Annotated in this window: 17 protein-coding genes and 1 other RNA gene; 17 read left to right on the top strand and 1 reads right to left on the bottom strand. The window is 49.4% G+C overall.

Annotated elements, in window-relative coordinates; translation table 11 throughout:
• The first annotated feature begins 40 nt into the window (after positions 1-40).
• From rlmN to GEOB_RS17610, 5 genes are all read left to right on the top strand, one after another.
• Positions 41-1,078 carry a 23S rRNA (adenine(2503)-C(2))-methyltransferase RlmN gene (rlmN, locus tag GEOB_RS17630; RefSeq protein ID WP_012648614.1) on the top strand — a complete coding sequence of 346 codons (1,038 nt, stop codon included), beginning with the start codon at positions 41-43 and terminating at the stop codon, positions 1,076-1,078.
• Positions 1,079-1,120: 42 nt separating this feature from the next.
• The gene (gene mtnP, locus GEOB_RS17625) at positions 1,121-1,984 is read left to right on the top strand and encodes an S-methyl-5'-thioadenosine phosphorylase (protein WP_012648613.1); all 864 of its coding nucleotides are present in this window, start codon (positions 1,121-1,123) and stop codon (positions 1,982-1,984) included.
• Between the two features lie 19 nt (positions 1,985-2,003).
• Complete coding sequence (locus tag GEOB_RS17620) at positions 2,004-2,378, top strand: hypothetical protein (RefSeq protein ID WP_012648612.1); 375 nt, start codon at positions 2,004-2,006, stop codon at positions 2,376-2,378.
• Between the two features lie 223 nt (positions 2,379-2,601).
• On the top strand, positions 2,602-3,090 hold the full coding sequence (locus GEOB_RS17615; protein ID WP_012648611.1) for an adenosine-specific kinase: 489 nt from the start codon (positions 2,602-2,604) through the stop codon (positions 3,088-3,090).
• A gap of 31 nt (positions 3,091-3,121) precedes the next feature.
• Positions 3,122-3,775: a protein-L-isoaspartate(D-aspartate) O-methyltransferase gene (locus tag GEOB_RS17610; RefSeq protein WP_012648610.1), complete on the top strand. Its 654-nt coding sequence runs from the start codon at positions 3,122-3,124 to the stop codon at positions 3,773-3,775.
• A 53-nt stretch (positions 3,776-3,828) separates the two neighbouring features.
• On the opposite strand, the gene ssrS is transcribed toward GEOB_RS17610, so the two are convergent.
• Positions 3,829-4,011, bottom strand: a non-coding RNA gene (gene ssrS, locus GEOB_RS20785) — 6S RNA.
• Between the two features lie 130 nt (positions 4,012-4,141).
• On the opposite strand from ssrS, the gene GEOB_RS17605 reads away from it, so the two are divergent.
• From GEOB_RS17605 to GEOB_RS17550, 12 genes are all read left to right on the top strand, one after another.
• Positions 4,142-5,032 carry an RluA family pseudouridine synthase gene (locus GEOB_RS17605; protein ID WP_012648609.1) on the top strand — a complete coding sequence of 297 codons (891 nt, stop codon included), beginning with the start codon at positions 4,142-4,144 and terminating at the stop codon, positions 5,030-5,032.
• Between the two features lie 107 nt (positions 5,033-5,139).
• Positions 5,140-6,351 (top strand): 30S ribosomal protein S1, encoded by a 1,212-nt coding sequence (gene rpsA, locus GEOB_RS17600; protein ID WP_012648608.1) that lies wholly within the window; start codon positions 5,140-5,142, stop codon positions 6,349-6,351.
• Positions 6,352-6,376: 25 nt separating this feature from the next.
• Positions 6,377-7,294 (top strand): PfkB family carbohydrate kinase, encoded by a 918-nt coding sequence (locus GEOB_RS17595; RefSeq protein ID WP_012648607.1) that lies wholly within the window; start codon positions 6,377-6,379, stop codon positions 7,292-7,294.
• A gap of 121 nt (positions 7,295-7,415) precedes the next feature.
• A complete protein-coding gene (locus GEOB_RS17590) occupies positions 7,416-8,162 on the top strand; it encodes a tetratricopeptide repeat protein (protein ID WP_041267194.1) in 747 nt (248 codons plus the stop codon).
• 32 nt (positions 8,163-8,194) lie between these two features.
• The gene (locus GEOB_RS17585; protein WP_012648605.1) at positions 8,195-8,998 is read left to right on the top strand and encodes a helix-turn-helix domain-containing protein; all 804 of its coding nucleotides are present in this window, start codon (positions 8,195-8,197) and stop codon (positions 8,996-8,998) included.
• A gap of 39 nt (positions 8,999-9,037) precedes the next feature.
• Positions 9,038-9,772 carry a GAF domain-containing protein gene (locus GEOB_RS17580; protein ID WP_012648604.1) on the top strand — a complete coding sequence of 245 codons (735 nt, stop codon included), beginning with the start codon at positions 9,038-9,040 and terminating at the stop codon, positions 9,770-9,772.
• A gap of 144 nt (positions 9,773-9,916) precedes the next feature.
• Positions 9,917-10,306 carry a response regulator gene (locus GEOB_RS17575; protein ID WP_012648603.1) on the top strand — a complete coding sequence of 130 codons (390 nt, stop codon included), beginning with the start codon at positions 9,917-9,919 and terminating at the stop codon, positions 10,304-10,306.
• Between the two features lie 24 nt (positions 10,307-10,330).
• A complete protein-coding gene (locus GEOB_RS17570; RefSeq protein ID WP_012648602.1) occupies positions 10,331-10,774 on the top strand; it encodes a universal stress protein in 444 nt (147 codons plus the stop codon).
• Between the two features lie 173 nt (positions 10,775-10,947).
• Entirely contained in the window at positions 10,948-12,126 is a 1,179-nt protein-coding gene (locus tag GEOB_RS17565) for a hybrid sensor histidine kinase/response regulator (protein ID WP_012648601.1), read from the top strand.
• A gap of 109 nt (positions 12,127-12,235) precedes the next feature.
• Positions 12,236-12,640 carry a response regulator gene (locus tag GEOB_RS17560; protein WP_012648600.1) on the top strand — a complete coding sequence of 135 codons (405 nt, stop codon included), beginning with the start codon at positions 12,236-12,238 and terminating at the stop codon, positions 12,638-12,640.
• Positions 12,641-12,648: 8 nt separating this feature from the next.
• Complete coding sequence (locus GEOB_RS17555; protein WP_012648599.1) at positions 12,649-14,220, top strand: NAD(P)/FAD-dependent oxidoreductase; 1,572 nt, start codon at positions 12,649-12,651, stop codon at positions 14,218-14,220.
• A gap of 57 nt (positions 14,221-14,277) precedes the next feature.
• Complete coding sequence (locus GEOB_RS17550) at positions 14,278-15,393, top strand: 3'-5' exoribonuclease YhaM family protein (protein ID WP_012648598.1); 1,116 nt, start codon at positions 14,278-14,280, stop codon at positions 15,391-15,393.
• The last annotated feature ends 104 nt before the right edge of the window (positions 15,394-15,497 follow it).

Raw genomic sequence — 15,497 nt, 5'->3', positions numbered from 1 at the left:
AAAAGAGCCCTTCGACCTGAAGGGCTCTTTTATATTTGTAATGGAAAAAGTAGATATAAAAAACTTTACCCTGTCCCAGCTGGAAGCCCATATTACCGGTCAAGGCAAGGAACGTTTCCGAGCCAAACAGATTTTCAAATGGCTTTACCAGCAAAATGCCACCTCATTCGCCCAGATGACCAATCTCTCCAAGGATTTCAGGGCTGAGCTGGAAAAAACTGCCCGGATCAGCAACCTGGAAGCGGAGGCGGTGGAGTCCTCTGCCGATGGGACAAAGAAATATCTCTTCCGTTTGTCAGATGGCAATGCTGTCGAATCGGTACTTATCCCCGATGAAGATCGCAATACCCTTTGCATTTCCAGCCAGGTTGGCTGTGCCATGGGCTGCGAGTTCTGCCTTACCGGCACCTTCAGGCTGACACGAAATTTGACTACTGCCGAGATTGTCAATCAGGTTTGTGCGGTTAAAAAGAATGAACCTGTCCGCAACATTGTTTTTATGGGGATGGGCGAGCCTTTGGCCAATCTTGAAAATGTTATCGGCGCGTTGCGCATTCTGACCGATCCGGATGGCTTTCAATTCTCAACCCGCAAAGTGACCTTGTCTACAGCCGGCCTTGTACCCGAGATGGCAGAACTGGGGGCCGCGGTTATGGTAAATCTTGCCATTTCGATGAATGCCACTACCGACGAGGTCCGTGACAGGATCATGCCGGTCAACCGTCGCTATCCCCTGAAGGAACTTCTTGCAGCCTGCAAAGCTTTTCCTCTCCCTTCGCGACGCTGGATAACCGTTGAATACGTGATGATCAAAGGGGTTAATGATTCGCTCGACGATGCAAAGCGCCTGGTGAGACTCATCAGCACATTCCCGTCAAAGGTGAATCTGATACCATTCAATGAGCATGAAGGCTGTGATCTGAGGACGCCGACGCAGGACTCCATTGACCGGTTCCACAAATTTCTTCTCGATAAGCATGTGACGGTCATTACCCGCTCAAGTCGGGGCAGCGATATTTCCGCAGCATGTGGGCAGTTGAAAGGGCGACTGGATAAGGTGACGACAGGAGGCAATTAGCCGGTTTCGTTGTTATGGCTGCAATTAATTCAAGGAGGCGGTATGAGCGGACAGGTAATAGGTATAATTGGCGGTAGTGGCCTTTATGAGCTGGATGGGCTGACAGATGTACGAAGTGTTTCCATGACAACCCCATTTGGAGATCCTTCCGACGATTTTATTACCGGTACTCTGGATGGAGTGCGGATGGTTTTTTTACCACGCCATGGCAAAGGGCACCGGCTCTTGCCTTCAGAGATCAATTTTCGTGCAAATATATACGGAATGAAAAAGCTGGGCGTGACACACCTGATTTCCGTTTCAGCGGTGGGGAGCATGAAGGAAGAAATCGTTCCCGGCCATATTGTCATACCTGATCAGTTTATAGACCGCACCAATGCCAGCCGTGTCAATACCTTTTTCGGCAATGGCATTGTTGCCCATGCCCAGTTTGCCGATCCGGTCTGCTCCGAGCTTTCGGACAGCCTCTATACCGCAGCTCAGGCCGCAGGCGCGACTGTTCACAGGGGGGGAACCTACATCTGCATGGAGGGCCCGGCATTTTCAACTCGGGCAGAATCTGTCATGTATCGTTCTTTTGGCGCCTCGATTATCGGAATGACCAATGTCCCCGAAGCCAAGCTGGCCAGGGAGGCAGAAATCTGTTACGGAGTCATAGCTCTGGCTACCGATTATGACTGCTGGCATGAATCCCATGAGGACGTATCCATTGATGCCATACTGGAAATAGTCCGAAAGAACGTTACCATGGCAAAGGCCATAATCAAAAATGCCGTCGGCCGTATTGGCAGAGATAGAAAATGTAGTTGCGCTTCTGCCATGCAGTATGCGGTTATCACCGACAGGGCAGTGATTCCCCCGCAAACGAGGGCGAATCTGGATATCATCATCGGAAAATATCTCTAATTTTCCTGGGAGTCATAATATGGGTATCAAAGGATCAAAAATAGCTTTATGGGTTTCCGCAGTAATGCTTCTGTTGATCGGATGCTTTTTCGCCTATACCTGGTTTGCTTTGACCTGGAGTTACTCAAGCGGGGAACGTGCAGGTTACATCCAGAAATTTTCACGTAAAGGATGGCTGTGCAAGACATGGGAAGGTGAACTATCCATGGTTCCCGTCCCGGGCGCAGTGCCGGAAAAGTTCCTTTTCAGCGTACGAGAAGAAGCTGTCGCTCAGAAGATCACCAGTTCCATGGGAAAAAGAGTATCCCTGGTTTACGAGCAGCACAAGGGAGTGCCAACCAGCTGTTTCGGCGAGTCTGAGTATTACGTGACGGCAGTCAAAATCACTGAGTAATCTTACCAGCAATTTTTTTGTATAAGTGACTGCTCAGTCCTGGGCAGTCATTTTTTTTATCTGTATAAGTTTTCTATATTTTGAGCCGGGAAAAGGGCCGCTACTGACTGAAAGTAGCGGCCTTTTTTGCTTGGTACAGACAAGGCTGATTTGCTTATGGCTGATGGGTTGATAGAATATTTTAATATGACAACTATTTTCTCGATCCCAAAGGGGGGAATGTATGAACCTTGAGATGCACGCCGTAAAGATAGACATCCCCGACGGATGTAACCTTATCCTTGGACAGACCCATTTCGTCAAAACGGTGGAGGATCTCTATGAAATCATGGTTGCCACGGTACCGAAAGCGCGTTTCGGCATTGCATTCACAGAGGCATCCGGACCTTGCCTGATTCGCACGGAAGGAAACGATGACGAACTGATTCACAGTTGCGTAACGAGCATGCAGGCCATCGGTGCCGGTCATGTTTTCTGCATAGTCATGGGGGATGCATTTCCCATCAATGTCCTGAACCCCATAAAAAACTGTCCTGAAGTCTGCCAGATCTATTGCGCTACGGCCAATCCGCTACAGGTAATAGTCGCTTCAACGGACAAGGGCTGGGGGGTCGTTGGCGTGATAGACGGATTTCCGCCAAAAGGGGTGGAGACTGACGCTGACCGTAATGAGCGGCGGGCTATGCTGCGAAAGATGGGCTACAAACGGTGAAGATGGATACTGCACCCGCTAGAGGTCTATTATGATTGTTGATAAATCAATGGCCGTGCACCGTGAAAGGATGATCAAGGAGCATCTGATCGCCAGGGGCATTAGCGATGAGGCGGTGTTGAAGGCGATGGGCGATGTCCCGCGGGAGGTTTTTGTCATGGAAGGAGAGGAGCGCCTTGCCTATGAGGATTACCCATTGCCCATCAGCCACGGTCAGACCATTTCCCAGCCCTATATGGTTGCATATATGACCGAATCACTGGAACTTTCTTCAGAAGACACCGTTCTGGAGATAGGTACCGGTTCTGGCTATGCTGCAGCTGTTTTGAGTCGCATCGTCAAGAAGGTTTATTCGGTGGAGCGGATCGCGGAACTGGCAACAAGCGCCCGTCAGCGACTGATTAAATTGGGGTATGACAATATTGAAATTATGGCAGGCGATGGTTCACTGGGCTGGCCAGAACATGGACCATATGATGCCATTGTTGTCACAGCCGGCGCTCCCGAGTTACCCAAAGCCCTTTTGCAGCAGTTGAAGGTTAGTGGCCGACTAGTGGTTCCGGTCGGTTCCTACCAGACACTGCAGATGCTGGTGCGAGCCAGACGGAAAAGTGGATCGGACTTCACAGTTGAAGAGCTATGTGCGGTGAGATTTGTCCCTCTTTATGGTGCTGAAGGCTGGTAAAGGGATATCATCTAAAAAGAAACCCCGGCTGTTACGCCGGGGTTTTGTCCTTAAGCTGCTCCCGAATACCGCATAAATTTTGAATTCTCTGCCCTTTGTGTTCAGCATTTCCCCAGAAAACGCTTAAGGCTTCCTTCTCCAAAGGAGGGCTTGCACACCACGTCTGTACTGGGAAAATCATCAAGTTAAATATCGACAGGTTCCTCAAAATATTTCTGCGTATATCCGAGAGATCCTTAAGATTAATTACATCTTATCTTTCCTCTTGGGAAAAATCAAGAGCTTTCTTTTTTCATGAGTAATATTGACAACCATAGCCGGCAATGCCACTATCAGTTTCATTTATAAATCAAAGGGAGTGTTTCAATGCTTGAGTTCAAAGTTTCCGCGGCTGATCACTGTCGCCAGCTGGAGGGCTTCCTTCATGTCATACTACCGGATGCTTCACCTTCGTATGTACGTAAACTCGCATCATCCGTTCATGTCCGTGTCAACGATCATCCGGCAGAAAGCTCTTCTGTCCTTTGTCTTGAAGATGTCATTACCATAAAGGAAAGCGGCAAAACAAAAGCGCTGCTGCGTTCGGTGAGACCGGATCTGGAGATTCTTTTTGAAGATACCTGGATAGTCGTTTTCAACAAGCCACCTGGGTTGCCCATGCATCGAGCTGCAGAAGTTGATGACGTAAACCTGGTGGATGTGGGGTCACGGTTGCTGAACAGGCGGGATGGAGGCAATGGAAAACTCAGACCAGTGAACAGGCTTGATCGTGGCACATCTGGTGCGGTCATCCTGGCCAAAAGTTCCACAGCTGCCGGAATGTTCGGCAGGCAACTGAAAGAAGACGGTCTGGACAAGCTGTATCTGGCCATTGTCGATGGGAGACTGCAAGGGGAAGGTACCATCACTGTTCCACTTGGAGGAAAGGAGGCCGAAACACGCTACAAGACCCTTTTCAATGGACTCCGCCATGCCTTGGTCGCTGTCTATCCCATTACCGGACGAATGCATCAGATCCGTCTGCATTTCAAGTCGATAGGTCATCCCATATGCGGCGATGTCCGCTACGGCGGTTCAATCTTAAACGAGCTGCGAGGTCATGCCCTCCATTCCTTCAGATCTTCAATCATTCACCCTGCGACGGGAGAGTCCGTAAAGGTTTTTGCCCCTTTGCCCGAAGACTTTCTGCAGGTCGTGAAATCGATTGCTGGAGAGGAGTATATCCCCATACTTCAAGCCCTGTCTGATCTTCCTTGATCAAAAGCCGGTAAAGGTGAAGCCCTGTATTTCCTTTATGTTGTTGACTTAATCATAACTTTACACTAATTTTCATTGAAAATATCGATTGTGAGGTTGAATAAAGCATGAGCACGAATGATGAAAAAGAGGAATTGGAATCGGCAGAAGAGAGCTTTGCCGACCTGTTTGAAAAAAGTTTTTCCGCACAGACCCGCCTGGAGCCGGGACAGAAGATAGACGCAAAAATCATGAAGATAAGCGGCGACTGGATTTTCCTCGACACCGGCCGAAAAGGGGAGGGAGTCCTCGAGAAAAAAGAACTTTTGAATGCTGATGGCGAGGTAACCGTTAAAGAAGGTGAAACCATCACCACTTGGTTTTTGGGTATGGTAAACAATGAGTTGCGCTTCACTACAAAGCTGGGGAGTGGCGCGGCGGGAAAGTCACAACTGGAAGATGCATGGAGAAACGGAATTCCTGTTGACGGCCATGTGGAAAAGGAGGTCAAGGGAGGATTTGAGGTCAAGATCAGCGGCAGTGTTCGTGCCTTCTGCCCTTACTCTCAGATTGCCATGCGCAGGCTCGACAATGGGGCAGATGTCATCGGAAAACATCTATCTTTCAGAATAACTGAATATGGAGAGAATGGCCGGAACTTGGTCCTTTCCCACAGGGCAATATTGGAAGAAGAGGCGGCAAAGCAGAAGGAAGCACAGAAGGAAATCCTCAAGGAAGGGATGACAGTGAGGGGTACCATCACCTCCATCCGTGATTTTGGCGCCTTCGTATCCATCGGCAGTATTGAAGGACTGCTTCCCATCTCCGAGCTGGGCTGGACCAGGGTAAAGGATGTAAGCGAGGTGCTTTCCGTGGGCCAGAACGTGGAAGTGGTCGTAAAGCAGATCGATTGGGAGCACGACAGGATTTCTTTCAGCCTCAAGGATACCCTTGCCGATCCTTGGGATAACGTGGCCGCCAACTACCCTGAAGGCTCTTTTCATAGGGGGCAGGTGGCCCGCTTGGCTCAGTTTGGCGCTTTCGTTACACTTGCTTCCGGCATCGACGGGCTGATTCACATCTCCAAGCTTGGTGCCGGCAAGCGTATCAACCATCCCAGAGAAGTCCTGAAGGAAGGGGAAACCGTAGAGGTCAAGGTAGAGAGCGTGGACAGGGAGAACAGGCGGCTGTCGCTGTCACTTGCTGAAGTGAGCAGGGCAGCGGAAGAAGAAGAGCGGACGATTGAAGATTTCCGCCGTTCCTCTGCTGAAAGCGCAACAAAGACCATGGGCACCCTGGGCGATTTGCTCAAGACAAAGCTGGAAAAGACAAAAAAATAGACTGAAAATTTCAGGAGATGGCAGAATGGGCATTCTTGTGGTTGGTTCTGTGGCATTCGATTCGGTTGAGACCCCTTTCGGCAAGATGGACAGTATTCTTGGCGGGTCAGCGACCTATTTTTCCACCTCGGCGAGCTTTTTCACCGATGTGAGTCTGGTAGCGGTCGTGGGTGACGATTTCCAAGAGGAACACATCGACTTCCTCCGGTCGAGGAACATAGATTTGACAGGGCTTTCACGGGTCAACGGCAAGACGTTTCACTGGAAGGGGAAATATGGTTATGACCTCAATGAGGCACAAACTCTCGAAACACACCTTAATGTATTCGAGAGCTTCAAGCCTGTCATCCCGGCCTTATATGCCGGTGCCGACTATCTTTTCCTCGCCAACATAGACCCTGAACTGCAGATGGAAGTCCTGAACCAGATGCAGAAGCCCCGTGTCGTTGCCTGCGATACCATGAATTTTTGGATTTCCTCGAAGCGGGAAGCATTGAAGAAGGTTGTCGAGCGCGTGGACATTCTCATCATCAACGAAGGCGAGGCACGTCAGTTTACAGGAGAAGCCAATCTCGTCAAGGCAGCGAAAAGCATTCTTGCCATGGGGGCAAAAACTCTTATCATCAAGCGTGGCGAATACGGGGTATTGATGTTCACCGATTCGACAATCTTTGCTGCTCCAGCCTATCCACTTGAGGAAGTGTTCGATCCGACCGGTGCGGGGGATACCTTTGCCGGCGGTTTCATGGGTTATCTCGCCAACACAGGTGACACATCTGAAGAAGGGATTCGCCAAGCAATCATTTTCGGCAGTGTAATGGCCTCGTTCAACGTGGAGGATTTCAGCCTCAATCGGCTTAAGAAGCTGGATTACAAGGAAATTGAGAGCCGATACAGGGGCTTCAAAAAAATGACTCATTTTGAGGGGTTGAGCAGCCGATGAGGGATATAACTTTCAAATATGCCCTTAATTGACAATACCAAGTAAATCTGCTAGGTTTCCAGACGCTAAGTTTGCTTTAATTGCCGTGTGGTTTTCATTCCCGGCCAAAACTGAAGGTGTTATGAAGCGTTTTTTGTTTATGATTTGGGCATCGGCAGCTATCCTGCTCTCAGCTTGTGCTATGAGCCATGAGGCGAGAAAGCAGTCTTCCTATCATTACCAGATGGGGTTGTCATATCTGGGGGAAAATAACTTCACCAGTGCTCTGGTTGAATTTTCCGAGGCTGAAAAACTGGATCCCAAGAACCCCGAGCTGCTCAATTATCTTGGAATGGTCTACTTTCGCAAGCATAAATTTGATATTGCAGAACAAAAATACCTCAAGGCACTGAAAATTCGCCCCCTCTATTCAGAGGCGAGGAATAATCTGGCGGTAAATTATCTGGAAATGAAGAGATGGGACGATGCCATTACCCAGCTGAAGCTGGTTGCGGAAGATATCTTCTATCAGAACCAGGACACAGCTGCCGTTAATCTTGGGCTTGCCTATTTCGGTAAAGGGGATCACCAGCAAGCCCTTGCCGTTTACCGCTCCGCAGTAAGCTCCTATCCCAGGGATGCGCGGGTGCGGTTGAATCTCGGTCGGGTCTATTTCGCCCTGGACAAGGTGGATTGGGCGATAGCAGAATATGGCAAAGCATTGGAACTTAGTGGCAACTATGCCAATGCCCACTATTTTCTGGCGTTGGCGTATATGAAGACAAAAGACAACAAGGCTGCAGCTGCAGCCTTCAGAGAGGTTATCCGCATTGCCCCTGATTCCGAGATAGGGCAGTTCGCTCGGGAATATGTGGATATGCTGAAGTGAGGGATCCCTTGCCTGAATCAGGTTCAGCAGTCATGAGCAGAAACGAATTGGGGTTATATCTGCGCGAGGCCCGAGAGTCCAAGGGATTGCAGCTTGATGATGTCGCAGCAACTACGCGTATCAGCAAGAATTACCTCATTGCCATTGAAGCGGGCGATTTTGAAAAGCTTCCCAATGCCGCCTATGTAAAAGGCTTTCTGAGACTGTATGCCGGCTTCGTCGGACTTTCAGGCGATGAGGTAGTTGCCATCTACGAAAGAACAGGTGACCAGGCTAAAGAAGCAGAGGAAGGAAATTCCGCTACTTCCACTCCATACAGTGCAAAACCTGTAAACCGTGGTCGTTGGATCCTGCCGCTGGTCTTGTTGATTCTTGTTGTGGTCGCGGCTGTTTTTGTACGTGAAAATGAAGAAACAAAGGTTACCAGCCCTGCACCGGCAGTACAGCCACAGCCTGTTGCCCCGGCTATGCCGCCGCTGCCGGTACAGCCTGCTCGCTCATCGGCCCATTCGGAAACAGGCAGTGTTTCAGTTGCGCCGGCTGTGCCTGCTGGCGGTGCTGCACCGGTTGCCGCAGAACCCAGGCTGAAAGGGGTTTTTCTCAAATTAAAGTGCAACCAGGACAGCTCATTGAATATCACCATCGATGATAATGTGACGCAGCATTACGACCTTAAATCAGGAGATATAATAGAGTGGAAGGGTGGAAACTCTTTCGCCCTCGATCTGGGCAATGCAGGCGGGGTTGAAGCTGAATTTAACGGTAAAATGCTGAAACCTTTCGGTGCTGCGGGGGCACCGGCTCATGTGGTTCTTAAGGCTGATGATGCACAATGAAACTAAACTCAGACGGAGTTTTCTCAAGGAGAATGTAGTATGCAATTGGTAGCACGCTGCCGGAAGTGTGGACGGGTCATGAAAAGCGAGCGGGTGGACAGTTACCGCGTAAAGATGACATGCAGCTGCGGGTTTTCCGATTTTCGTACTATTACGGAGAAGATCAAGACGGTGAATCCTTTTTACCATAAGGCAGGATTCACTCCCTTTCTCGAAAGCGAGAAGGGAAAGATGGTTCTGACCATGCAGAAGGCCAACCGTGAACATCTGGAGATCATATCGCTGGAAGAGATCAGTATGCTCGTGTCCTCTGATTTTCAGCTGCCCCAGGTTCTGCAGCGGGTATGTGAAAAGGTGGCGAACCAGCTCAAGGTAAGCGTTTGTTCCATATATCTGATGGAAGAAGGACAGCTTGTCCTCGCAGCCACCTTTGGATTTGACCCAAGTTTTATCGGCAAGATCAGGATCAATATTGGCGAAGGGATCACCGGTGCAGTTGCGAAAGACAGGCAGCACATTTCCTTGAGCAATGCCTCGGTGGATCCCAGATACAAAAACTTTCCGGAACTGCAGGAAGAAAAGTACAATTCAATGCTTTCTTTCCCCATTGCAGATAAACAGGAAGTTTTCGGGGTAATAAACCTCAACTCCACGTCCATGAAGACCTTTACTAATGATGAAATATATTTCATATCAATTATTGCCAATCTAATCCTCACTGCTGTTAAATTGCGGCAGAACATGGCCGCGAGAAAAACCTCCTCCAATACCTGAGTAAGGGTGCGCACTCCTCATTCCTGCCGGAGTAGCGCCCAAATCCACCGTCAAAACCTTTTTAAGCTCCTGTTAACCTGCGACTTGACAGGGATCAACTCCATGTTAGACTGGACAGCAGCTCATTAATCCAACTGGAGTAATATGTTGATACCAATGAAAAATCCAAAGAGAATTCTGGTTGTTGACGATGAAGAAAATGCGAGAATCGGCCTTTCCAGATTGTTAGCAAAGGAAGGTTTCCTTGTTGAAAGTGTTTCCAATGGCTTTGAAGCTCTTAATTATCTGCGTCAGCAGGAGGTCAATCTTATTGTAACCGACATCAACATGCCTGAGATGAATGGCATTACCTTTCTTAAAGAGCTGAACAAGAGTTTTCCCAAAAGCAATGTTATAATGATCACGGCATATGGTGGCGTTGAGTCTTACATAGAAGCCATGAACCTCGGCGCATTCGAATACATAAATAAGCCGGTAAAGATCGAAGAGCTGAAATCAATTCTGAAAAAGATCTTCAAGGAAACCAGCCATTGAAATGTGTTATGTAAAGGAGGGGATATGACACGCCTGGACAAGATTCTCTTTGCTACCGATTTTTCGGAAAACTCGGAACATGCCTTTGAATACGCGTATTCCTTTGCCAGAAAATTTGAATCCCAGCTGTTAATTCTTCACGTGATAAACGAACCAGTGGATTTGAGAGGCTTTTATGTTCCCCATGTTTCCTTCGACAATCTGGAAAAAGAGATTGAGGAAGGAGCGGAGAAGATGATGGAGAAATTTTGCAGAACCAGAATCAAAGAAGAGACGAACTATAAATCCAGTATAGTCATGGGCATACCCTATGAAGAGATATTGAAAAAAGCCGAAGAAGAAAGCGTATCTCTCATCGTCTTGGGTACTCAGGGCAGAAGCGGCATCGACCACCTTCTTTTCGGCAGCACTGCCGAGCGGGTCGTGAGGAAGGCGAAGTGCCCTGTTATGACCGTGCGTCTTCCCTGACCTAATCTCATTATCAATCTATAGATTCATCTGAAGGGCAGCTTTGCTGCCCTTCTTTTATGCAATGAATAAAATCTGCCTATTAAGTTTCTTATTAAAATCAATCAAAAAGCTTGTCAGTTCAAAATTGTTGGGGCTATAATTTCACGATCAATTTTCATTTGGATGAGGATATGGCAAAGGAACTAAGACAGCAAAGCGGTAAGGTATTGATTATAGATGATGAGAAGGTCATTCTGGACTTGACTTCCATCATTTTGAAAAACCGCGGATACACTGTATTCACTGCTGTAGACGCGCCTTCCGGTTTCGAGATAATAGAGGCTTCCCAGCCGGAGTTGGTGCTTCTTGACTACATGATGCCTGACATTGACGGCCTTACCGCTTTAAGAGAGATCAAGAAGCGTTTCCCCGAGACCTATGTCATCATGTTTACCGGCAAGGGCAGCGAGGAGATTGCCGTAGAGCTCATGAAGGCCGGTGCTTCAGACTACATTCTGAAGCCATTCAATAATCAGGATCTTGCCGACCGCATCGAAAATGTCCTGAAGATTCGTGGCTTTGAGATGAAAAACCGGGAGTTGCTCCGTGAAAAGGAAATGCTTCTGGCAGAGATTGAGGCATGGAACCTTGAGCTTGAGGCGAGAGTTCATGAGAAGAGCGAGGCGCTGCAGAAAGCCCAGGCTGAAATTGTTCAGTCCGAGAAGCTGGCCACCCTGGGCTATTTATCTGCCGGCATGGCTCATGAAATAAGAAATCCGCTGAATTCCATTTCTCTGTTTGTCCAATTGATCAAAAGCGGCATGGATGACCCTGAAAAGCTGGAATATGTGGATAAAATAGTCAAGGAAATAGATCGTATCGATGGCATCCTGCGCAAGCTGCTTGACGCATCCAATCGGCCGAAATTCGAGATCAGGGACGTCCTGATCCATCAGGTAATAGATAACACCCTTGAGATATTCAGCCCGCAGATCCAGTTGCACAAGATTACGGTCAACCGGGATTACAGGAATATTCCCCCGGCTATAAAGGCGGATCCTTCAGAACTGGAGCAGATATTCACCAATCTTTTCCTCAATTCCATCAATGAGATGGCATCCGAAGGTACACTTGGCGTCTTTCTCGATTATGACCGGCAGTACATTACCATCAGGGTTTCCGATACCGGCACCGGCATCCCGGTTGAAAACGTACCCTATGTGTTCGACCCGTTCTTTACCACCAACAGCCGCGGTACCGGGCTTGGGCTTTCAGTTGTCCTGCGCATTGTCAAAAACTACAAAGGCAAGATCGAAGTTGAAAAAAGTGATGCCACCGGTACTACTTTCTGTGTCAAACTCCCCCTGTAGATTTCTAAAATAGGCCTGTTTGTCCTTTTCTTTTCAGCGGTATTTTTGTATTATGGCGACAGCCAATTCTGGGAATGACCGTTCGTTGAAGTTCTGTTTTGAGGTTTTGATGGAAGCTGCCAGAGGCAAAATCCTTTTGATCGACGATGATCCCTTTTTCCTTAAGATATTATCTGATTCATTCCAAGAGACCGGTTTCACGGTGATTACTGCCAGTGATGGAGTGGAGGGGGTAAAAGCTTATATAGAAAACACTCCTGATGTTGTTATCAGCGATCTGATCATGCCGCGCATGGGTGGCGTCAGTACCTGTATGGAAATATCCAGGCGTGCAGCAGACAATGAACCGGTTATCATTCTTCTTACCTCCATGTTTCATGGTGCCCCACACGAGCACGAGATCCCGGAAATGGGAGCCAAAATCCACATACCCAAATCTACCAAAGCCCTTGACATAGTGATTATCGTCGAACAGTTGCTTGCCCGCAAAAGACAACAGCGGCTTACCCAATAGCTTTCCCCATGCCTTTCCTGCTACGTAACCTCACACTTGATCTTGGGGAAAGTGAAGAATTCCTCCCTGCCATTGTCTGCGCCAGATTTTCCCTCCAGCCAGAGGACATTACTCGCTTTGCCATAATCCGTAAGGGTATTGATGCAAGGAAAAAGCCTCGCATAAAACTTGTATATACCATCGAGTTTGCTGTAGCTGACGAAGAGCTCTTCAAATTGTCCCATCAAGGGGGGGACCTTGAGTATGTGGCTGAAAAGAAGCCTCCTGTGTTTGAACGCGTGGCTTGCGACAAGAGGATAGTCATTGTCGGGATGGGGCCGGCAGGGCTGTTTGCCGCCCTGCGCCTGGCGGAGTACGGATTGACGGCGACCATCGTTGAGCGTGGCAGGCCGGTGGAAGAGCGACTCAAAGATGTTCAGTCCTTCTGGGACCGGGGGGAGCTGAACACCGCCAGCAATGTCCAGTTCGGCGAGGGGGGGGCGGGAACCTTCTCCGATGGTAAACTGACTACCCGGCTGAAGGATCAAAATATTCGCTATGTTCTGGATAAGTTCGTGCAGTTTGGTGCACCGGAGGAGATTCTGACCTCTGCAAAACCCCATATCGGTACCGACCGCTTGCGTTGCGTGATAACGGCCATCCGGCAGTTTCTCACCGAGCGTGGCTTTTCCATAGGCTTCAGCAGTCGGTTGACCGACATTGTGACAGATAGTGGCAGGATTATCGCTCTCAAGATCAATGATACCGATGAATTGCCCTGCGATGTTCTGGTACTGGCGCCCGGGCATAGTGCCCGTGATACCTATGCCATGCTCAATCAACGGCAGGTGGCCATGGAACAGAAGCCTTTTGCCATTGGTCTGCGGGTGGAGCATCCACAGGAATTGATCAATGGCATCCAGTATGGGATGCCTTCCCATCCGCAGCTTCCGGCTGCCGACTACGCCCTTGCCTATAACGATACCAAAACCGGCCGTTCCGCCTATTCATTCTGCATGTGTCCAGGTGGTATCGTTGTCGCCGGCGCTTCCGAAGAAGGTGGGGTTGTCACCAACGGCATGAGCGGCTACGCCCGTAATTCAGCTTTTGCCAACAGTGCATTGGTGGCTACTGTGCAGACCAGGGATTTCGGCGGCGGCCATCCCCTTGCCGGTGTAGAATTCCAACGCAGGTGGGAGCGCCGCGCATATGAGGCAGGCGGTGGTAATTACCTGGCCCCGGCCCAGAATCTTCTGGCGTTTCTCGGTCAGTCCAGGGGCGGGAGAGTCACATCTACCTACCGGCCCGGTATCTGTGAAACGGACCTCTCTGAAGTTCTGCCAAAGGCGGTTCACGATACACTCAAGGATGGCGTTCGCTTCTTTGAGCGGAAGATGCGTGGATTTATAACCGCTGAAGCGAATCTGACGGGGGTGGAAACGAGAACATCCGCCCCCCTGCGCATTCTGCGCGGTCAGGACCTGCAGTCCACCAGTGTTCGTGGTCTCTATCCGGTGGGTGAGGGGGCGGGGCATGCAGGTGGAATTATGAGCGCCTCCCTTGACGGTATTCGCGCTGCAGACATTATTGCCCGGCTATAGCATAAGTCGGCGCCGGCATGGCGCCGGTAACCATAGATTTTCCAAAAGGGGTGCACCTTGAAGAAATTTGTTTCTGAAATAAAGGATCGCGATCAGGTGGATTCCGTTTTTCTGGTCAAGGAAAAGATCACTGCCATGGCCAAAAACGGCAAGCCTTACCTGACGTTGCGCCTGATGGATAAAACCGGCGAGGTTGATGCGAAGATCTGGGATAATGTGGATCAGATCAGCATGTTGTTCGACAAGGATGATTTCCTGTCGGTTCGTTCCAAGGCATCGGTTTACCTGGGGAAGATGCAGCTGATCATTTCCGAGCTGAGCAAAGTGCCGGAGGAGAGCGTCACCCTGGCGGACTTTCTGCCGGAGACGGAACGGAACATAAAGGAAATGGAGAACGAGCTCTTCTCGTTGGTCGAATCCGTCTCCGACATCAATCTGAAGAGCCTGCTCAATGCGTTCTTCAGGGATACCGAGCTCTTCTCCCTTTACCGGGTTGCTCCGGCGGCAAAAGGGATGCATCACGTATACCTGGGTGGTCTTCTGGAACATTCCCTTGCCGTAGCCAAACTGGTAGACAGCATTGTTCCCCTGTATTCGGGGCTCAACCGCGATCTGCTCATAACCGGTGCACTGCTCCATGATGTGGGCAAGGTGAGGGAGATGACCTATATGCGCGCTTTCGATTATACCGATGAAGGCAAGCTCATCGGCCACATCACCATCGGCGTCGAGATGCTGCAGGAGAAAATCATGACCATCACCGGTTTTCCCGTGGAACTGGCCATGCTTCTCAAGCACATGCTCCTTTCCCATCATGGCCAGTATGAGTTCGGTTCCCCGAAACGTCCGAAAACCATCGAGGCTACAATTCTCAATTACCTGGACGACCTGGATTCAAAGATCAACGGCATCAAGACCCACATCAAAAAGGAAACTGCCAGCGACTCCCGCTGGACAGCCTATCACCGCCTCTATGACCGTTATTTTTTCAAGAACAATGGCCATGAGGAGCCTGAGATGGAGATTGAATCTGTGGTGGAGACTCCGGCGGAGGCGCAGCCCTTGCAGGCAAAATCTGTCCAGCCAAGGGAAGGAAAGCATGGGTTTCACAACAGCCCCTTCACTCAGCTTAAAGAGGAGAATCTCGACCTGTTCCAGTTGCCAAAGGGATAGCTCGCCATGGCGCGGACTGTTTGCAGACCATTGCTGATCGCCATAACTGCCGTGGTTATTTTGCTGGTTTACATGTTTCTGCAAGGCAAAGTATTTCACCAATC

It is taken from the genome of Geotalea daltonii FRC-32 (assembly GCF_000022265.1).
Lineage (GTDB): Bacteria > Desulfobacterota > Desulfuromonadia > Geobacterales > Geobacteraceae > Geotalea > Geotalea daltonii.
Note: the sequence above shows the minus strand (reverse complement) of the source record. Positions and strands in the feature narration are given on the sequence as shown.